We start from the raw sequence: 18,446 nt of genomic DNA, 5'->3' as shown, positions 1-18,446 counted from the left end.
TGCAGCTCTCCTGCAAAGGCTGTGTACGACGTGTCGATGGACGCCGATGGTTGCCCCGGACGACGATGTGGGCATGAAGGCGCTGGTGAAGGCTGAGGCGAAGCCCGGCCTGTGGCTGCAGGACGTTCCCGAGCCGAAGATCGAGGCCGACGAGGTCCTGATCAAGGTCCTCCGCACCGGGTTGTGCGGCACCGACCTGCACATCCAGAACTGGGACCCGTGGGCGCAGAAGAACGTGCCGGTGCCGATGGTGACCGGGCACGAGTTCTGCGGCGAGGTGGTCGAGGTCGGCGTCGGTGTCCGCGACGTCGCGGTCGGTGACCTGGTCAGCGGCGAGGGCCACCTGGTCTGCGGCCGCTGCCGGAACTGCCGCGCGGGCCGCCGGCACCTCTGCATCAAGACCCGCGGCCTCGGCGTCCACGTACCGGGCGCGTTCGCGGAGTACGTCGCACTGCCCGCCACGAACGCGTGGGTCCACAAGGACCCGGTGGACCTCGATGTCGCCGCGGTGTTCGACCCGTTCGGGAACGCCGTACACACCGCACTGTCGTTCCCGCTGGTCGGCGAGGACGTGCTGATCACCGGCGCCGGACCGATCGGCGTGATGGCCGCCGCGGTCGCGCTGCACGCCGGTGCGCGGAACGTGGTGATCACCGACCTGTCGGAGTACCGGCTGGACCTGGCCCGGAAGATCGGCGTCACCCGTGCGGTGAACGTTGCCGAGGAAACGATCGCGCAGGCCCAGCAGAGTCTCGGGATGCGCGAGGGGTTCGACGTCGGGATGGAGATGTCCGGACAGCCGGCCGCGCTCCGGGACATGCTCGCGAACATGACCCACGGCGGCAAGGTCGCGATGCTCGGACTGCCGTCCGACGAGATCGCGATCGACTGGAGCACCGTGGTGCTCAACATGCTGACGATCAAGGGCATCTACGGCCGGGAGATGTTCGAGACCTGGTACTCGATGTCGGTGATGCTGGAACGTGGACTGGACCTGACGCCGGTGATCACCCACCGGTTCGGGTACGGCGACTTCGAGCGCGCGTTCGACGTCGCGCGGCAGGGGCAGTGCGGCAAGGTGATCATGGACTGGACGACGGAATCCCTGGAGGAGAAGCACTGATGCTCGGGCGGATGCGGGACGACCTGACGACCACCATCGGCGAGATCCGGGACGCCGGGCTGTACAAGTCCGAGCGGGTGATCACCTCACCGCAGCAGGCGCTGATCTCGGTTGCCAGCGGCAACGAGGTGCTGAACTTCTGCGCGAACAACTACCTCGGACTGTCCGACCACCCCGACGTCGTCGCGGCGGCGAAGGAAGCCCTTGACCGGTGGGGGTTCGGGCTCTCCTCGGTGCGCTTCATCTGCGGCACGCAGCAGATCCACAAGGACCTGGAAGGTGCCCTGAGCAACTTCCTCGGCACCGAGGACACCATCCTCTACAGCTCGTGCTTCGACGCGAACGGCGGCCTGTTCGAGACCCTGCTGGGCGCCGAGGACGCGATCATCTCCGACGAGCTGAACCACGCCAGCATCATCGACGGCGTCCGGCTCTCGAAGGCTCGTCGTTACCGCTACAAGAACCGGGACATGGCCGATCTGGAGGCGCAGCTCAAGGACGCCGCCGACGCGCGGTACCGGCTGATCGCCACCGACGGCGTGTTCTCGATGGACGGGTACGTCGCCCCGCTGGACGAGATCTGCGACCTGGCCGAGCGGTACGACGCGCTGGTGATGGTCGACGACTCGCACGCGGTCGGCTTCGTCGGCCCGGACGGTGCCGGTACGCCGTCGTTGTTCGGCGTGAAGGACCGCGTCGACATCGTCACCGGCACCCTCGGCAAGGCCCTGGGCGGCGCGTCCGGCGGTTACGTCTCCGCCCGCCGCGAGATCGTCGAGCTGCTCCGCCAGCGTTCCCGCCCGTACCTCTTCTCGAACTCGCTGGCCCCGGCCGTCACGGCCGCGTCGCTGAAGGCCCTCGAACTGATCGGCACCTCCAGCACGCTCCGCGACAAGCTCGCCGCCAACACCGCCCTGTTCCGCACCAAGATGACCGAGGCCGGCTTCGACATCCTGCCCGGCGACCACCCGATCTCCCCGGTGATGATCGGTGACGCCGCGGCCGCCGGACGGCTCGCGGACAAGCTGCTCGACCTCGGGATCTACGTGATCGGCTTCTCGTATCCCGTCGTACCGCAGGGCAAGGCACGCATCCGGGTGCAGCTGTCCGCGGCGCACTCGACCGAGGACGTGGAGCGCGCGATCGCGGCGTTCGTCGAGGCTCGGAATGCGTTAGCCGAATAGGCGTCCAGGCCCGCTAGAGTTGCCCGGTCCGTCCCCGGGTGAGGAGCCTCATGCGCCAGTTGCTGGCCGTTGCCGGAGTAGTCAGTGCAGTGTTCGTCGCGGGATGCGGCGCCGACGAAGGGCCGGCCACCACAGCGCCGTCGCCCGCCATGGCGAGCAGCGCGCCGACGACCAGGCCGCCCGACGAGGCGAGGTACCAGCCGCCGACGCCCGCACCCGTCGTACGGACGGCCCCGACGGCGCCGACCCTCGCCGCCGCGGGAGCGAAGTACCTGCAGATCACCCGGCCGTACAACGTCGCGCTGGAAAGCTTCGAGAAGGCCGCGAACGAGAACATGTCGGTCACCACCCTGCAGAACCGCGCGAAGGCCGTCGCCGCCGCGAGCCTCGCCGAGTCCAGCGCCCTGCTGAAGGTCACTTGGCCGACCTCGGTCTCGAAGCAGATCCGCCTCCTCGCGAACGCCGACGCCGCCGCCCGCCCACACTGGCTCAAGGTCGCCGCCGCCGGCACCAAGTCCGAAATGGCCGCCCACCTGAAGGAAGCCACGGCGGCCGGTAACAAGGCCCCGTCCGCCCAGATCCGCCAACTCCTCCACCTCCCGAAATACAACGAGAAGGACTACAGCTGACATTGGTACCACCTGGCGGTACCAGCGTGGTACCGTTGATGCATGGCCATGAACCTGAGGCTTCCCGACGCGACCGCGGCGGCGCTGCAGGCCGAGGCAGAGCGCACCGGTCAGTCTCAGCAGCAGATCGTCCGGGATGCTGTCGACCGGCGCCTGCACCTGCCGATCGACCATGAAGCAATGGAGGCTCAGATGACCGATCGGCAGCGCGCCTGGAGCACTCTCACGGTGCAGCCCGCGCGAATTCCGTACCGCAAGGTCCGGCCCCGGCTTCGGCTCCGGAAGGGCGAGACCAGCCTCGAACTGCTCGATCGCGACGACCGCTTCTGATGCGGGTGTACTTCGACAGCAGCGCCCTGATCAAGCGGGTCGTCGCCGAACCGGAGTCCGACGTACTGATCGACTATCTCGACACGTGCTACCAAGCGGGCGACGTCCTGGCCTCGTCGTCGTTGGCGTGGGTCGAGGTCTCGCGCGCCGTTCTCGCCCGAGTGAAGTCACCGGCCGATGCCGGCGAGCTGATCGACGACGCGATGTCAGGTATCGACGAACGCCCGATGACCGGCGAGATCGTCAGCGTCGCCCGCCGGATCGAGCCGACGATCCTGCGCAGCCTGGACGCCCTGCACCTGGCGACCGCGGTGGTGATCGACGCCGATCTCGTCGTCACCTACGACGAACGCCTGGCCGACGCCTGTCGCCGCAACGCGCTCGCCGTCGCGGCGCCGGGGATCCGCTGACTTTGTCGGTGGGGCCGGGGAGGATGCGGGCATGGTGGTGATGAGTGGGCGGGCGGTCAACCGGGCGATGTCGGCGCGGCAGTTGTTGCTGGGGCGGGAGGCGGTGCCGGTGGTCGAGGTGGTGGCGCGGCTCGCGGGGATGCAGGGGCAGGAGCCGAAGCATCCGTACGTCGGGTTGTGGTCGCGGATCGACGGGTTCGAGGAGGGCGAGCTCGATCGGGCCGTGGCCGGGCGGGACGTCGTACGGGCGACCTTCCTGCGCGGGACGTTGCACCTGGTGACGGCGGCGGACTACGCGCGGTTCAGGGTGACGGTGGCGCCGGTGCTCGAAGCGGGGTTGCGGATTCTGGGGGATCGCGCGGCGGGGCTGGAGCCGGAGAAAGTTGTCGCGGCGGCGGAGAAGTTGCTGGCGAAGGAGCCGTTGACGTTCACCGAGGTACGGGATGCCTTGCAGCAGCAGTTCCCGGAGGTGAACGAGCGGGCGCTCGGGTTCTGCACGCGGATGCTGGTGCCGCTGGTGATGTATCCGGCCGACGTCCGCTGGTCCTGGACGGCGAACTCGAAGTTCACCCCGGCCGAGGAGTGGATGGGCAGGAAGCTCCACAAGACGGCCGAGCCGGCGGAGCTCGTCACCCGGTACCTCGCCGCGTTCGGCCCGGCGACGCCGGCGGACTTCCAGACCTGGTCCGGCCTGCAGAAGGCCAAGCCGCTGTTCGACGAGCTCGACCTGGAGACCTTCCAGGACGAGAACGGCAAGACGCTGTACGACGTACCGGACGCGCCCCGGCCGGACGCGGACACGCCCGCACCGGTGCGGTTCCTGCCGGAGTTCGACAACGTGCTGCTGTCGCACGCGAAGCGGGAGCGGATCATCGCCGACGAGCACAAGCCGGCCGTGTTCACGAAGAACCTCCGGGTCAAGGCGACGTACACCGTCGACGGCTTCGTCGCCGGGCTGTAGACGAGCGAGCTGAAGCGTGGTGTGGCCACTCTCACGCTCACGCCGTTCGGCAGGACGCTCAAGAAAACCCAGGCCGAGCTGGAGCGTGAGGGCAGCGGGCTGATCCGCTTCCTCGAACCCAACGCCAAGACCTACGCGGTGGTTACTGCCGGTTAATGAGGTTGTTGTCACACGTCAGATGACTGGGCCGGAAACCTTTTGCCGGGTGGAATGGGCAGATGAGTACAGTCCCCTCCATCACTCTGGACAACGGCGTCGAGATCCCGCAGCTGGGCCTGGGGGTCTGGCAGGTCGAGGACTCGATCGTCACCGACGTGGTGACGACGGCCTTCGAGACCGGCTACCGGCACATCGACACCGCCGCGATCTACGGCAACGAGGCCGGCGTCGGCCGGGCGATCGCCGCGTCCGGCATCCCGCGTGACGAACTGTTCATCACCACCAAGGTGTGGAACTCCGACCAGGGCTACGACAGCACGCTGAAGGCCTTCGACAGCAGCCTCGGGAAGCTCGGCCTGGAGACCGTCGACCTGTACCTGATCCACTGGCAGTCGCTGCAGCGGGACCTGTACGTCGACACCTGGAAGGCGCTCGAGCAGCTGTACGCCGACAAGCGCGTCCGCGCGATCGGCGTCTCGAACTTCCACGAGCCGGCGCTCCGGCGGATCTTCGAGGAGACCACGATCCGCCCGGCGGTGAACCAGATCGAGCTGCACCCGGCGCTGCCGCAGGACGAGCTGCGCGCGTTCAACGCCGAGAACGACATCGTCACCGAGGCGTGGAGCCCGCTGGCCTCCGGCGAGCTGCTCGGCAACGCAGGCCTGGCCGCGATCGGGGCGAAGTACGGCAAGTCGCCGGCTCAGGTGATGATCCGCTGGCACCTGCAGCTCGGCAACGTGGTGATCCCGAAGACCGTGACCGCGAGCCGGATCAAGGAGAACTTCGAGGTCTTCGACTTCGCGCTGGACAACGACGACATGGCCGCGATCGCGGACCTGGAGACCGGCGTCCGCACCGGCGGCGACCCGGACGTCTTCGGCTGAGCAGTCCCTTCGCTCACAGCAGTTCGAGGAAGCGCGCCAGTACGGGCGAACGGTTGTCCGGCGACCAGGCTACGGAGAGTTGCCACGGTGGCAGGTCGTCGGACAACTCGCGGTACACCACCGCGTCCGGGTTCGACGGCGGCGTCGGCCCGATCAGCAGCGAGACGCCGAGCCCGGCCGCGACCAGCGACACGATCGTCTGGACATCGGCCGCTTCCTGCTCGATCCGCGGCGTGAACCCGGCCGCGCGGCAGAACCCGACGATCGTGTCGTACACGGCCGGCCCGCTCGTCCGCGTGTAGAACACGAACGGCTCGTCCGCGAGGTCCGCCAGCCGCAGCCGCTTCCGCCGTACCAGCCGATGTTTGGCCGGAAGCGCCACGACGACCCGGTCCTCGGCGACCACCCGCGAGGTCAGCGTCGGCGCGAGCTGTACGACGGCGCTCCCGCCGGCCGGTGTACTCGGCCGCATCAGGCCGACGTCGATCCGCCCGTCGCGCAACGCCTCCGTCTGGCGCAGCGTCGTCCACGCTTCGAGGTCCAGTACGACCTCGGGGTACGCCTGGCGGAACGCGCCGAGCAACCGCGGCAGCACCTCGAACGTCGCCGACTGCACGAACCGCAGCCGCAGCGTCCCGACCGCACCGCGCTGGGTCCGCTGCGCCGCCCGCACAGCCTCGTCCGACCGGCGGAGCAGGTCGCGCGCCTCGGCGAGGAACGTCTCCCCCGCGGCCGTCAGCACGAACCGGCGCTTCACCCGGGCGAACAGCTCGACGCCCAGATCGTGTTCCAGGGCGGCGATCTGCCGACTGAGCGACGGCTGGGTCAGGTGCAGCCGGACGGCCGCGCGCCCGACGTTCATCTCCTCGGCCACCGTCACGAACGACCTGAGCTGACGTAGTTCCATGCGGTACATCATGCATCAGAGGCATCAACTCTGCGCACAACTTTCATTGGACGTATCAACGGTCCGATTCCTACTGTCGAAGACATGCACTACGTACCGTTCACCGTCATCAAGTCGATCCACGAACAGACCCACTCCGCGATGCCGAACGCCCCGCTGCGCCCGCATGTCCCGAAACGCCACCCGATCCGCGACGCCGTCGCCCGCTGGCGCGAACGCCGTACGCCGCCGAAGGTCGAGCTCACACTGGTGTGCCAAGCTGAGGACCGTGATCGAGGTACGACGCCTGAAGGTGTTGCGCGCGCTTGCTGACCACGGCACCGTGACCGCGGCCGCCGAGGTGCTGCACCTGACGCCCTCGGCGGTCTCCCAGCAACTGGCGGCCCTGGAGACCGAGGTCGGCCAGGAACTGCTCGAACGCCGCGGCCGCCGGGTGTCGATCACGTCGGCCGGGCGGCTGCTGCTCGCGCACGCGGACACGATCCTCGCCGAGGTCGAACGCGCCGAGGACGCGATGCGGCTGCACGCGAACGGCGCGAACGGCGAGGTCCGCGTGACGGCGTTCGCGACCGCGATCAGCTTGCTGGTCGCGCCGGCGCTGACCCGGCTGTACGAGACCAGCCCCGGCCTCAGCCTCGTCGTCCGGGACGCCGAAGGCCACCAGGGCATCACCCACCTCCTCGACGGCGACGCCGACCTCGCGATCGCCGTCGAACACCGCGGCTCCCCCCGCCCCGACGACCGCCGCCTGACCCGAATCCCGCTGTACGCCGAACCTTTCGTCGCCGTCCTCCCCCCAGCCCATCCAGCCGCCGCAGGTGGTGGCGCGATCGAACTCGGGGAACTGGCGAACGACGACTGGGTGATGCCGGCGCCGGGTAATCCGATTCGGGATGTGGTGTTGCTCGCCTGCGAACAAGCCGGTTTCCAGCCGCGGATCGTGCACCAGTCCGACGACTTCCGCGCGGTCGCCGCCCTGGTCGCGGCCGGCGGTGGCGTCTCGCTCGTCCCCCGTCTCGCCGTACCCGAGCCGACCCTCGCGCTGATCCGCCCACTCCCCGACCCGGCGCCCACCCGCCGCGTCTACGCCGCCGTCCGCACCAGCCGCGCCGACCACCCACTGATCAAGTCCACCCTCGCAATCCTCACCGAGGTCGCCGAGAAGCTCTAGTTGGAGATCACCACGGTCTTCCGGATGACGGAGCGGTCGTCGATCGCGTTGAGCATGTAGGCGGCGACGTCGGCGCGGGTCATGGTGAAGCCGCCGCGGATGCTGCCATCGGTGTTGCTTCGGAAGGTGCCCTTCGCCGGCTTGTCGGACAGGCGGGGTGGGCAGCAGATCGTCCAGTCGACGGTACTCGCGCCGACCAGCTCCTCCATCCGCCGGGCGTCCGCGAATCCCTCGCGGAGCAGGCGTTGCAGGATCGGCTTCACGACGTACTGCGTGAACGGGTCGTCGTTGCCCCCGTGGATGCCGGCCACGCTGACGACCAGGTACCGGCGTACGTCGCCGAGCGCCTGCAGGACGCCGCTCGCGCCGGTGGTCAGGATGTCGCTCGGGCCCTTCGGGCGTGGGCCGAGGGCGGACAGTACGGCGTCGTGGCCGGCGATCACCGGGGCGATCGACTTCGGGTCCATCACGTCGGCGGTCACTACCTCGGCCCCGCCGCCGGGGGTGCCGGCGCGGGCTGCGACCAGCCGGAGCTCGGGTAGCTCCAGCTGCAGACGCGAGCCCTCGCGGACCACGGCGGTGACCTCGTGCCCGGCCGCGACGCCCTGCGGACGCAGGGGTACGCGCGGGCCACCACCCGCTCGATCGCGCAGGCCGCCGGGTACTCCGAGGCCGCGCTCTACAAGCACTTCGCGGACAAGTCGGCGATCCTGCTCGCGGTCATCCACGAACGGATGCCTGAGCTGCCCGGTTCGCTCAAGGAACTGATCGGCAACCCCGGCAGCGGTACCGTGCGCGGCAACCTGACCCGGCTGGCGCGGATCGCGATCGACTTCTACGTCAAGGGCTTCCCGATCCTGGTGTCGCTGTTCTCGTCCCGCGAGTTGCTGACCGCGCACCGGCTCCGCCTGCAGGAGCTGAACGCCGGTCCGCACCGGGCACAGGAGGGCCTGATCCGCTACCTGCGCGAGGAGCAGAAGCTCGGGCGGATCCGGCGTACCGCCGACGTGACGGCCGCGGCGGCGTTGCTGTTCGGGGCGTGCTTCCAGCGCGGGTTCGAGGTCAACTTCACCGGCGCGTCGCCGTCGGACGCGGAGACCGACAAGTACGCCGCGGCGCTCGGCAAGACGCTCTACGAATCGCTACGACCGGCGGCGCGGGTCCAGGCCGACGGTTGACACCCGGGCGATCAGCGCCCGCGGGGTGAACCGGGCGGCGGCCGCGATCAGCTTGTAGCGGCGGCTCGGGATCGAGATCGCCTTGCCGCGCGCCAGGTCCTTCCAGGCCGCGTCCACCAGGTCGGTCGCGTCCAGCCACAGGAACGACGGGATGACCGACTTGTCCATCTGCATCCGCTCGTGGAACTCGGTGTGCACGAACCCCGGGCACAACGCCATCACCGCGACGCCCTGGGCATGCAGCCCGGTCGCCAGCCCGGCGGAGAAGCTCGTCACCCACGCCTTGTGCGCGCTGTAGATGTTCCGCTGCAGGAACCCGGCGACCGACGACACGTTGACCACCGCACCCGAACCGCGCTCGATCATCGGCTGTACGGCGGCGTGCGTGAGCCGCAGTACGACGCGAACCAGCAGATCGAGCTGCTTCTCCTCGACGTCGACCGGGTTCTCCCAGAACGGCTTCTTCTGCCCGAAGCCGGCGTTGTTCACGAGTACTTCGATCGGCCCGGTCCGGAAGCGTTCCTCGACCCGGGCCAGCTCGTCCCGGTCGGTCAGGTCCGCGGCCAGCACCTCGCACTCGACGCCGTGCCGCCGCGCGATCTCGGCCGCGACGTCCTTCAGCCGCGCCTCGTCCCGGGAAACCAGCACGAGGTCGTACCCCTCGCTCGCCAGCTTCTCCGCGAACGCCCGACCGATCCCGGTCGCCGGCCCGGTCACGAGCGCAGTCGGCATCTTCCAACCCTCCGTCGATGACGCCCCCAGTCTGTCACCTACATTGGCAGGGTGCTGGCGGACATCGACACCTGGGTTCTCGATCTCGACAACACGCTGTACCCGGCCGGATCGGCGCTCGCCGCGCAGCTCACGCACGGCATCCTCTCGACGATCGCCGAGTACTACGACACCGACCTCGCCGGTGCTCGCCGGATCCAGTCCGAGCTGGTCGCGGAGTATGGGACGTCGCTGCGCGGCGCGATGCTCACCGGCACGATCGACCCGCACGAGTTCCTCGGCTTCGAGCGCCGGATGGACTACTCGGTGATCGCGCCGGACCCGGCGTTGGCCGGCGTACTGGAGGAGCTGCCGGGGCGGCGGTACGTGTACACGAACGGGTCGGCGTACCACGCGGAGCAGGTGCTCGCCAGGCTCGGGCTGAGCGAGCACATCGACGGCGTCTTCGACATCCTCGCGGGCGAGCTGGTGCCGAAGCCGTACGCCGAGAGCCTGGACGCGTTCCTCGACCGGTTCGGGATCGACCCGGCGCGGGCGGTGATGTTCGACGACCTCGAGGTGAACCTCGCGTTGCCGCACGAGCGCGGGATGGCGACCGTGTGGGTGGCCGGCGGTACGGCGTCCGAGCGGCTGGGCGAGCGTCGATGGCGGGCTGCGGACGTGGCGGGGTTCCTTCGAGCAAACGTCTGATGAATCGCTCGGAACCGGCGCGCTGGTAGGCGGAGAGTGGGCGGATGTGACCAGGAGTGGTCTGAGGACTTACGCTTCGGGGGGAGGTGAGGGGATGGCTGCTACGGACAAGGCGCTGGCCGGGTTGCGGCAGATGATCGCGTCCGGGGAGCTCGGGCCGGGGGCGAAGTTCCCGCCGGAGCCGGAGTTGTGCGACCACCTGGGCGTGTCCCGGAGCTCGCTGCGCGAGGCGGTCCGGTCGCTCGGCGCGCTCGGGGTGATCGAGTCCCGGCACGGCTCGGGGACGTACGTCTCGGCGCTCGACCCGGCGGCGATCATCAGCCGGTTCTCGCTGTCGGTCGAACTGATCCCGCTCGAGGGCGTGCTCGAACTGCTCGAGGTACGCCGGGTGCTCGAGTCGCACGCCACCGCCGCCGCGGCGGCCCGGCAGGACCCGGAGCTGGCGGCGAAGCTCGGCCAGGTGCTCGACCGGCTGGAGTCGACCACGGACGCGACCGAGATCCAGCACCTGGACGCGGAGTTCCACGGGCTGATCTGCGTCGCCGGCGGGAACCCGACCGTCACCGCGCTTACCGAGGTGATCCGCGGCCGCGGCGGGCACTACCGGATCTTCGAGCCGGGCGCCGACTTCGACGCGATCAAGCAGACCAGCGACCGCGGCCACCGCGCGATCCTGTCCGCCCTCGAAACCCGCGACCCGGCCGCCGCCGCCACCGCCGCCTCCGCCCACATAGCCCAAACCGAGCTCTGGCTCCGAGCCCTCCGCCCCGAACCCCGCCCCGCCTGACCCAACCTCCACCCCGCCACGAATAATGCCGACGTGAACTGGACCCTGCGCCCCGCGACGGCTGCTGATCTCGACGGACTCGTCGAGCTGCGCGCCGTCGTCATGCGCCCCGACCTGGAGCGCCTCGGCCGGTACGACGAGCACCGTGTCCGCCAGCGCCTCCGGGACGCGTACGCCCCGGAGTACACCCGGATCATCGAGGTCGACGGCGCGTTCGCCGGATCCGTCACGCTCCGCCCGGCCGACCGCCTGTGGCTGGAGCACTTCTACCTGGCCCCGGAGTACCAAGGCCGCGGCATCGGCTCCGGCGTACTGCGCTCCGTCCTGGACCGCGACGAAGACATCTGGCTGAACGTCCTCCAAGGCAGCCCAGCTCGCAGCCTCTACGAACGCCACGGCTTCGTCCTGGACAGCGAGGACCCGGTGGACCTCTTCATGGTTCGGAAATTTCCGCAACCTGTCGAGATCTTGCGCTAGTCGCGTCAGCTGCATAACCTCCAGACACTTCGTCCGGGAGGGGATCCGCCGATGTCCCGTTCACACCTGCTCGCGGTCGCACTGACGACCGCACTCGTCGTCGCCACCGCCCAGCCGGCGACCGCCACCCCACCGCCGCGGATCACCCGCGCCGGCCTGGATCCGGCACTCGTCACCGGCCGCGGCGCCGACGTCCCGTTCGTCGAACAGGAGGCGGAGAACGCCGTCTTCACCGGCGAGCGGATCGGCCCCGGGCGGGACGCGTACACGCTTCCGGCCGAGGCCTCCGGGCGCACCGCCGTACGGCTGCAACCCAAGCAGTACGTCGAGTTCACGCTGACCCGCCCCGCGAACGCGTTCACGCTCCGCTACAGCATCCCGGACGCGCCCACCGGCGGCGGCATCACCGCACCGCTCGACGTCACCGTCGACGGGAAGCACAAGCGCACGATGACGCTGACGTCGCAGTACGCCTGGCTGTACGGCATGTATCCGTTCTCCAACGACCCGAACGTCGACCCGATCCCGGGCTGGTGGAAGCCGGAGCCCGACCCGGTCGCGAAGCCGTTCCGCCCGAACCACTTCTACGATGAGCAGCGAGTGCTGCTGGACCGGACGTACCGGGCCGGCGACCGCGTGCGGTTCGCCGTACCGCGCGACACGCCCGCGGCCTGGACGGTCCTCGACGTCGCGGACTTCGAACTGGTGCAGGCACCGCTCCCGCAGCCGAAGCACTCGCTCGACGTCCGGCTGTTCGGCGCCGACCCGACCGGTCGGCGCGACGCGGCCCCGGCCATCGACCGGACGATCGCGGCCGCAAGGCGAATCGGCTGGTCGGTGTTCATCCCGGCCGGGACCTTCCAGGTGAACCGGCACATCGTCGTCGACCAGGTGACGGTCCGCGGCGCCGGCAACTGGTGGACGATCATCAAGGGCAAGGTGCTGCCGCTCGCACAGCCCGCTCCGGACAAGTCCGTCCACAGTGCACCCGGCTTCTACGGCAAGTACACCGGCAGCACCGGCGTCCACCTGTCCGACTTCGCGATCGAGAGCGATGTCCGCGAACGCATCGACACCGACCAGGTGAACGGGATCGGCGGCGCGATCGGCGGTGGCTCGACGATCGAGAACCTGTACCTGCACCACACCAAGGTCGGCATCTGGCTGGACGGCCCGATGGACGGCCTGCTGATCCGGAACAACGTGATCATCGACTCGATTGCCGACGGCATCAACCTGCACAGGGGTGTGTCCAACGTACGAGCGACCAACAACTTCGTCCGGAACACCGGCGACGACGGGTTGGCCATGTGGTCCGAGAACCTGGCGAACCACGACAACGTGTACGACCACAACACCGTGCAGACACCCGTACTCGCCAACGACATCGCCATCTACGGCGGCCGGGACAACGCGGTCACCGACAACCTGGTCGCGGACCCGATCCGCGAGGGCAGCACGTTGCACGCCGGTTCCCGGTTCGACGCGACGCCGTTCGAGGGGACGCTGACATTCGCCCGGAACACCACGGTCCGCGGCGGTCCGCGGGACCTGAACTGGGACATCGGCCTCGGCGCGATCTGGCTGTACGCGTTGCAGTCCTCAATGTCCGGCCGGATCGAGATCACCGACAGCTCGTTCCTGGACTCGACGTACAACGCGATGATGTTCGTCGTCGACTGGCCGGTGAAGGACCAGTACGGGATCACGAACGTTGCCGTCCGCAACATCCACGTCGACGGTACCGGTACGAACGTGGTGAACGCCCGGGTCGGCGGCTGGGCGACGTTCGAGAACGTCGACGCGCGGAACGTCGGGGCGCCGTTCGTGAACAACTGCGGGACGTTCCACTTCGACGGGCCGCCGGAGTTCGAGGTCCGCGACCTGGGCGGCAACGACGGCGGCTGGACCGGCGCGAGCTGGTGCGAGGACCGCCCTGCCGTCGTACCGCCACCGCCGCCGTCGCCCTGGGGGTGAATCCCCAGGCCATCACAATCAGCCGATCTCGGCGCGCTCCCGCTCAGCGCCGCCCGCGACGCCCGATTGTGATGGCCTGGCGATCCGGAACGCGAGCCCCAGCACGATCGCACCGCTGAGCACGAACCCCGCGGCCACCCCGGCCGCGAGGTGCATCGCGTGGACGAACGTGTCGTTCGCGGTCTGCACCAGGTCCGGACGGTGCAGGATCGCGGCCGCGTGCCGGGTCGCCTCGGCCGAGGTCCCGATCGCCTCGCCGTTCGGCAGACCGGCCAGCGACGGGGCGATCCGGTGCTGGTACGTCGACGACACGACGGTCCCCAGTACGGCGACCCCGAGCACGCTGCCGACCTGCCGCAGCGCGTTGTTGACCGCGGAGCCGGCCCCGATCCGATCCATCGGCAGCGTCGCCATCACGGCCGCGGTCGTCGGCGCGACGGTCATCCCGATCGCGAGCCCGGCCAGCCCGCCGATGATGCCGATGACGATCAGCGAGGTGTTCACGTCGTACAGCAGGTTGGCGGCGAAGCACAGCGCGAGGGTGAGGATCGCCGTACCGGAGACCTTCGCGACGCCGAGGCGGCCGGCCAGGCGGGCGCCGAGCGGGGCGCCGACGATCACGCCCATCGCGCCGGGCAGCGACATCAGGCCGGCGTGCAGCGCGCTCATCCCGCGGGCACCCTGGAGGTAGAACGCGAGGTAGAAGCTCTGCCCGGTGATGGTCAGGAAGACCGCGGCGAGCGCGTAGTTCCCGGCCGCGAACCGCCGGTTGCCGAACAGCCGCGGGTCGAAGCTCGGCTCCTGCTCGCGCCACTCGGAGAACAGGAACCCGGCGAGCAGCACGAGCCCCGCGCCGATGCTCGCCCACACCTGCCAGCGATCCCAGCCACCCTGATGGCCGCCTTCGATCAGGCCGTACGAGAGTCCGAGCAGCCCGAGCGTGGACAGCCCGAGGCCGAGCGGATCGAGCCGGCGGCGTCGCGGGCTGCGCGGGTTCGGGAGTACGACGGCCGCGCCGATCAGGCCGAACACCACGATCGGCAGGTTGATGGTGAAGACCGAGCCCCACCAGAAGTGGTCGATCAGCAGGCCGCCGAGCACCGGGCCGACGGCGACGCCGAGGCCCGCCGACGACGACCAGATCGCGATCGCGCCGGCCCGGCGTTCGGGCGGGAACGTCCAGCCGATGATCGCCATCGACGTCGGCATGATCAGCGCGCCGCCGAGCCCCATCGTGGCGCGGGCCAGGATCAGCCCGACGGGGTCGGTCGCCCAGGCGGCCCAGGCGGATGCGGCGCCGAAGACCACCAGGCCGGTCATCAGCACGGTGCGATGCCCGTACCGGTCACCGAGGGCGCCGGCCAGGAAGAGCGCGGTGGCGAACAGCAGCGAGTAGATCCCGACCGCCCACTGGAGCTGGCCGGGTGTGGCGCCGAGCCCGTGGACCGGGTCGGCGAGGCGTTCGAGAGCGATGCCGAGGACGGTCGAGTCGATCCAGATCAGGACGGCCGAGACGACCAGGACGGCGAGGATGCGGCGTTGCCGGCGTGGATTCGGGGACGGGTCGATGGTGGACACGAAGTCTCCTATAATTGACAGGACCCTGACGAGGTTTCGATCATCCTCGATTGACAGGAACCTGTCAATCTCCTTTTCGGCAGAATGTGGTGCATGGACCCCAACGACGAGACCGGGTGTTTGACCTTTCTGGTGCGGCACGCCTGGCTGAGCATGCGGTCGGCGCTGGCGGCCGCGCTCGCGGAGCACGGGCTGTCCGTGCAGCAGTACGGGACGCTGCTCTGCGTACGGGAGGACCCGGGGCTCACGGTCGCCGAGGTCGGGCGGGTGGTCGGCACGACGCGGCAGTCCGCAAACGAGCTGATCACCGGGATGGAGCGCGCCGGTCTCGTCGAACGGCGCCCGAACCCGAAGGACCGCCGTACCCAGCAGGTGCACCTGACCGCGGGCGGCGAACGCCGGCTGGCCGAGGCCGCGCCCGCGATCCGCAAGGTCGAGAACGAACTCGAGGCCGCCTTCAGCCAGACCGACCGCGCCACCGCGCGCGCCTGGCTTGCGCACATGGTCACTACGATCGAGGGTTGAGGGATGCGCGCACACGCTGAGCGGTTGGACGGTCTCGGTACGACGATCTTCGCGGAGATGTCCGCGCTGGCGGTGGCGACCGGGTCGGTGAACCTCGGTCAGGGGTTCCCGGACCAGGACGGGCCGGACTCGCTGCTGGAGGGCGCGATCGCGGCGATCCGGGCCGGCGCGAACCAGTACCCGCCGGGCCGCGGCATCCCCGCGCTGCGGCAGGCGATCGTCGACCACCAGCAGCGGTTCTACGGGCTCACGTACGACCCCGACGCCCAGGTCCTGGTCACCACCGGCGCCACCGAGGCGATCGCGGCAGCCCTGCTCGCGTACGTCGAACCCGGCGACGAGGTGATCGCCCTGGAGCCGTACTACGACTCGTACGCGGCCGGCATCGCCTTCGCCGGCGGCCGGCGGGTCCCGGTCACGCTGCGCGCCCCGTCGTACCGGCTGGATCTCGACGAGCTGCGCGCCGCGGTCACGCCGCGGACGAAGGTGCTGCTGATCAACTCACCGCACAACCCGACCGGCACGGTCCTCACCGACGAGGAGCTCCGCGGGATCTGCGCGATCGCCCTCGAACACGACCTGGTAGTGATCACCGACGAGGTCTACGAACACCTGGTGTACGACGGCACGCACCGGCCGCTGGCGTCGTACGACGGGATGGCGGAGCGGACCGTGTCGATCAGCAGCGCCGGGAAGACGTTCGCGGTGACCGGGTGGAAGATCGGCTGGGTCACCGGTGCGCCCGAGGTGGTGACCGCGGTGAACACCGCGAAGCAGTTCCTGACCTACACCTCCGGCGCCCCGTTCCAGCCCGCCGTCGCCGATGCGCTTGCCCTCGGCAACGACTACTACGACCGGCTGCGCGCCGATCTGCGGGCCCGCCGCGACCTGCTCGCGAACGGCCTCGGCGACCTCGGCTTCGAGGTGCACCGGCCGGCCGCGACGTACTTCATCACGACCGACATCCGCCCGCTCGGCTACACCGACGGCATCGAGTTCTGCCGGCAGCTCCCGGAGAAGGCGGGCGTGGTGGCGATCCCCCACCAGGTCTTCTACGACAACGTCGAAGCCGGCAAACCCCTTGTCCGCTGGGCGTTCTGCAAACGCCCCGAGGTCCTCCAGGAAGCCCTCACCCGCCTGCAGAAGCTCTAAGGCAGGAACCGAGCGAGCGTCTCCGGGTCGCGGGCGACGGCGGTGGTGTCGTCGTCCGCGGTGATGATCGGGCGCTGGATCAGGATCGGGGCATCGGCGAGGGCCTGGATCCAGTCGGCGCGGTGCGCGGCGTCGCGCGGGAGGTCGCGGAGCGGCTTGGCCTCGGGTTCGTTGGTGCGGACGATGTCCCACGGCTCGAGGTTGAGGCGGGTCAGGACGGCCGCGAGCTCCTCGGTGGTCGGCGGGTCGTCGAGGTAGCGGCGTACGGTGTAGGCGATGCCGGCCTCGTCGAACGCCTTGGTGGCGGCGCGGCATTTCGAGCAGGCGGGGTTGATCCAGATCTCCATGCGGGTCTCCCGGGGCGTCAGCGGTGCTGGAACCAGAGTTTGGTGGGGCGCTGCAGCATCAGGATCAGCAGGGTCACGTGGATGGCCAGGCCGAGCAGGCTGGTGGGGAGCGCCATCAGTCCGCCGGCGATGCCCATCACGGCGACCGCGATCAGCATGTAGCGCGCCCACACGTACCGCTTGCGGACGTAGATCGCCGGGACCAGGTAGATGAACGCGCAGACCAGCGCCGCCGCGACCGCGACGGACGTGTTGCCGCGGGAACCCGTGAGTACTTCGGAGATCTGAGCGCCCGCGGAGGTCAGCGTGAGGACGGCGAGCAGCAGGCACATCGCGCCCAGCCCGGCGGAGACGACCGCGGCGATCGTCACCTGCTTCGGCCGGACGGCCGGGCGGTAGCTGTACGAGTCCGGAACGCTACCGAACAACCCGCTGTACGGCCCCGGTTCGTCACCGCGCTGCCCTGTCATCGACCTTCCTTCCACGACCCCCCGTGTCCCTCGATCCTCCCAGATCACCCAAGCCGGACGACGGAGATGTCGAGGTGCGGGAACGCGTCCAGCGGCGCGAGCCCGCGGTCGGCCGGAAGTGCACAGTGGTCCCGGTGCTCCCGTCGGGCGTGATCGGCTCCAGTCCGGTGGCCGGTACGCCGTACTCGTAGCGCTGGGTCCACGACCCGTTCGTACGGCGGTTCGTGTGGACGAGCCACTCACTCAGCGCCGCGACGACGGACATCCCGCGCCGCGGGCAGCCGTCCGGCAGCAGTGGTGCCTCCGGGGCGTCGAAGAACCGCAGGTCCTTGGTCGCCATGACCGGTTTCTTCACGATGTTCCCGTGCTCGTCGACCCGGGTGTCGGTCCCGCGCCCGTAGTCGGTGACCGCGACCGAGCCGTCGGCGTACAGCTCGACCGTGCAGCGTCCGCGCTCCCCGATCGATTCGGCCTCGTCCTCCGGGTACGCGAGCACCTCGAGCAGCAGATGCCGTACGCCGCCGGGTGCGTACCGCGCCGGGTCCGCGCGGATCGCGTCCAGGTGTGCCCGGTCGACCGAGGCCGCCCAGTCGTGGGTGGTGTTGGTCCAGTCGGCCCGCGAAGTCACCGTCCCATTCTCGCCGATTCCTTTCGCCCGCACCGCCGGTCTACACACCTGACGAGAGACATCCCAGGAGTTGAAATGTCAAGCTGCAGCGTTGTCTGCGTGGTGCGACCAGGCGGTCGTTTCGTCGTAGAGCGTGCCGGTCTTGAG

General features: G+C 69.6%; 24 protein-coding genes. 17 read left to right on the top strand and 7 right to left on the bottom strand.

The features are described 5' to 3' along the window. The first annotated feature begins 73 nt into the window (after positions 1–73). The 8 genes from tdh to ACFV9C_RS17075 all read left to right on the top strand — a co-directional run bounded on the left by tdh (position 74) and on the right by ACFV9C_RS17075 (position 5,680). A complete protein-coding gene (gene tdh / locus ACFV9C_RS17110; protein WP_380194645.1) occupies positions 74–1,123 on the top strand; it encodes an L-threonine 3-dehydrogenase in 1,050 nt (349 codons plus the stop codon). Then, entirely contained in the window at positions 1,123–2,307 is a 1,185-nt protein-coding gene (locus ACFV9C_RS17105; protein ID WP_380194643.1) for a glycine C-acetyltransferase, read from the top strand. Before tdh ends, ACFV9C_RS17105 begins: the two co-directional genes overlap by 1 nt. Positions 2,308–2,357: 50 nt before the next feature. Beyond that, on the top strand, positions 2,358–2,936 hold the full coding sequence (locus ACFV9C_RS17100; protein WP_380194641.1) for a hypothetical protein: 579 nt from the start codon (positions 2,358–2,360) through the stop codon (positions 2,934–2,936). A 42-nt stretch (positions 2,937–2,978) separates the two neighbouring features. Continuing rightward, a complete protein-coding gene (locus ACFV9C_RS17095; protein ID WP_380194640.1) occupies positions 2,979–3,266 on the top strand; it encodes a ribbon-helix-helix protein, CopG family in 288 nt (95 codons plus the stop codon). After that, positions 3,266–3,676, top strand: coding sequence for a type II toxin-antitoxin system VapC family toxin (locus ACFV9C_RS17090; protein ID WP_380194639.1), 411 nt, complete (start codon positions 3,266–3,268; stop codon positions 3,674–3,676). Before ACFV9C_RS17095 ends, ACFV9C_RS17090 begins: the two co-directional genes overlap by 1 nt. 31 nt (positions 3,677–3,707) lie before the next feature. After that, positions 3,708–4,637 carry a winged helix DNA-binding domain-containing protein gene (locus tag ACFV9C_RS17085; RefSeq protein ID WP_380194637.1) on the top strand — a complete coding sequence of 310 codons (930 nt, stop codon included), beginning with the start codon at positions 3,708–3,710 and terminating at the stop codon, positions 4,635–4,637. Positions 4,638–4,658: 21 nt separating this feature from the next. Beyond that, complete coding sequence (locus ACFV9C_RS17080) at positions 4,659–4,793, top strand: hypothetical protein (RefSeq protein ID WP_380194636.1); 135 nt, start codon at positions 4,659–4,661, stop codon at positions 4,791–4,793. 62 nt (positions 4,794–4,855) lie between these two features. Then, positions 4,856–5,680, top strand: coding sequence for an aldo/keto reductase (locus tag ACFV9C_RS17075; RefSeq protein ID WP_380194634.1), 825 nt, complete (start codon positions 4,856–4,858; stop codon positions 5,678–5,680). A 13-nt stretch (positions 5,681–5,693) separates the two neighbouring features. Here the strand turns inward: ACFV9C_RS17075 and ACFV9C_RS17070 are convergent, their stop codons facing one another. Next, entirely contained in the window at positions 5,694–6,587 is an 894-nt protein-coding gene (locus tag ACFV9C_RS17070) for a LysR family transcriptional regulator (protein WP_380194632.1), read from the bottom strand. 84 nt (positions 6,588–6,671) lie between these two features. Between ACFV9C_RS17070 and ACFV9C_RS17065 the strand changes: the two genes are divergently transcribed. Then, a complete protein-coding gene (locus ACFV9C_RS17065) occupies positions 6,672–6,899 on the top strand; it encodes a hypothetical protein (protein ID WP_380194630.1) in 228 nt (75 codons plus the stop codon). Further along, entirely contained in the window at positions 6,856–7,758 is a 903-nt protein-coding gene (locus ACFV9C_RS17060) for a LysR family transcriptional regulator (protein WP_380194628.1), read from the top strand. Before ACFV9C_RS17065 ends, ACFV9C_RS17060 begins: the two co-directional genes overlap by 44 nt. Here ACFV9C_RS17060 and ACFV9C_RS17055 read toward each other — a convergent pair. Then, positions 7,755–8,333 (bottom strand): NAD(P)-dependent oxidoreductase, encoded by a 579-nt coding sequence (locus ACFV9C_RS17055; RefSeq protein ID WP_380194627.1) that lies wholly within the window; start codon positions 8,331–8,333, stop codon positions 7,755–7,757. The two genes, ACFV9C_RS17060 and ACFV9C_RS17055, sit on opposite strands and share 4 nt — an antisense overlap. Before the next feature lie 12 nt (positions 8,334–8,345). Here ACFV9C_RS17055 and ACFV9C_RS17050 point away from each other — a divergent pair, with 12 nt between their 5' ends. After that, positions 8,346–8,936: a TetR/AcrR family transcriptional regulator gene (locus ACFV9C_RS17050; protein ID WP_380194625.1), complete on the top strand. Its 591-nt coding sequence runs from the start codon at positions 8,346–8,348 to the stop codon at positions 8,934–8,936. On the opposite strand, the gene ACFV9C_RS17045 is transcribed toward ACFV9C_RS17050, so the two are convergent. Then, positions 8,901–9,668, bottom strand: a complete 768-nt coding sequence (locus ACFV9C_RS17045) for an SDR family NAD(P)-dependent oxidoreductase (RefSeq protein ID WP_380194624.1) — start codon at positions 9,666–9,668, stop codon at positions 8,901–8,903. The genes ACFV9C_RS17050 and ACFV9C_RS17045 overlap by 36 nt on opposite strands. Positions 9,669–9,719: 51 nt before the next feature. On the opposite strand from ACFV9C_RS17045, the gene ACFV9C_RS17040 reads away from it, so the two are divergent. The 4 genes from ACFV9C_RS17040 (at position 9,720) to ACFV9C_RS17025 (ending at position 13,599) form a co-directional block, all read left to right on the top strand. Then, positions 9,720–10,358, top strand: a complete 639-nt coding sequence (locus tag ACFV9C_RS17040; RefSeq protein WP_380194622.1) for a pyrimidine 5'-nucleotidase — start codon at positions 9,720–9,722, stop codon at positions 10,356–10,358. 94 nt (positions 10,359–10,452) lie between these two features. Continuing rightward, positions 10,453–11,145 carry a FadR/GntR family transcriptional regulator gene (locus ACFV9C_RS17035; RefSeq protein ID WP_380194620.1) on the top strand — a complete coding sequence of 231 codons (693 nt, stop codon included), beginning with the start codon at positions 10,453–10,455 and terminating at the stop codon, positions 11,143–11,145. 33 nt (positions 11,146–11,178) lie between these two features. After that, positions 11,179–11,622, top strand: a complete 444-nt coding sequence (locus tag ACFV9C_RS17030; protein WP_380194618.1) for a GNAT family N-acetyltransferase — start codon at positions 11,179–11,181, stop codon at positions 11,620–11,622. Positions 11,623–11,673: 51 nt separating this feature from the next. Next, positions 11,674–13,599 (top strand): glycosyl hydrolase family 28-related protein, encoded by a 1,926-nt coding sequence (locus ACFV9C_RS17025; protein ID WP_380194616.1) that lies wholly within the window; start codon positions 11,674–11,676, stop codon positions 13,597–13,599. Positions 13,600–13,617: 18 nt separating this feature from the next. On the opposite strand, the gene ACFV9C_RS17020 is transcribed toward ACFV9C_RS17025, so the two are convergent. After that, positions 13,618–15,177: an MFS transporter gene (locus ACFV9C_RS17020; RefSeq protein WP_380194615.1), complete on the bottom strand. Its 1,560-nt coding sequence runs from the start codon at positions 15,175–15,177 to the stop codon at positions 13,618–13,620. Between the two features lie 93 nt (positions 15,178–15,270). Here ACFV9C_RS17020 and ACFV9C_RS17015 point away from each other — a divergent pair, with 93 nt between their 5' ends. Both ACFV9C_RS17015 and ACFV9C_RS17010 read left to right on the top strand, forming a co-directional pair. After that, entirely contained in the window at positions 15,271–15,702 is a 432-nt protein-coding gene (locus ACFV9C_RS17015; RefSeq protein WP_380194613.1) for a MarR family winged helix-turn-helix transcriptional regulator, read from the top strand. 3 nt (positions 15,703–15,705) lie between these two features. Further along, a complete protein-coding gene (locus ACFV9C_RS17010) occupies positions 15,706–16,854 on the top strand; it encodes a pyridoxal phosphate-dependent aminotransferase (RefSeq protein WP_380194611.1) in 1,149 nt (382 codons plus the stop codon). On the opposite strand, the gene ACFV9C_RS17005 is transcribed toward ACFV9C_RS17010, so the two are convergent. Genes ACFV9C_RS17005 through ACFV9C_RS16995 form a run of 3 tightly spaced genes read right to left on the bottom strand, consistent with a single transcriptional unit; the run spans position 16,851 to position 18,299 of the window. After that, the gene (locus tag ACFV9C_RS17005) at positions 16,851–17,201 is read right to left on the bottom strand and encodes an ArsC/Spx/MgsR family protein (RefSeq protein WP_380194609.1); all 351 of its coding nucleotides are present in this window, start codon (positions 17,199–17,201) and stop codon (positions 16,851–16,853) included. The two genes, ACFV9C_RS17010 and ACFV9C_RS17005, sit on opposite strands and share 4 nt — an antisense overlap. 17 nt (positions 17,202–17,218) lie before the next feature. Continuing rightward, the gene (locus tag ACFV9C_RS17000) at positions 17,219–17,671 is read right to left on the bottom strand and encodes a hypothetical protein (RefSeq protein WP_380194607.1); all 453 of its coding nucleotides are present in this window, start codon (positions 17,669–17,671) and stop codon (positions 17,219–17,221) included. Continuing rightward, entirely contained in the window at positions 17,652–18,299 is a 648-nt protein-coding gene (locus ACFV9C_RS16995; RefSeq protein ID WP_380194606.1) for a hypothetical protein, read from the bottom strand. The genes ACFV9C_RS17000 and ACFV9C_RS16995 overlap by 20 nt, the downstream gene beginning before the upstream one ends. Between the last annotated feature and the right edge of the window lie 147 nt (positions 18,300–18,446).

This window comes from Kribbella sp. NPDC059898, assembly GCF_042730855.1.
GTDB lineage: Bacteria > Actinomycetota > Actinomycetes > Propionibacteriales > Kribbellaceae > Kribbella.
This window is presented reverse-complemented; position numbering and strand designations above follow the sequence as displayed.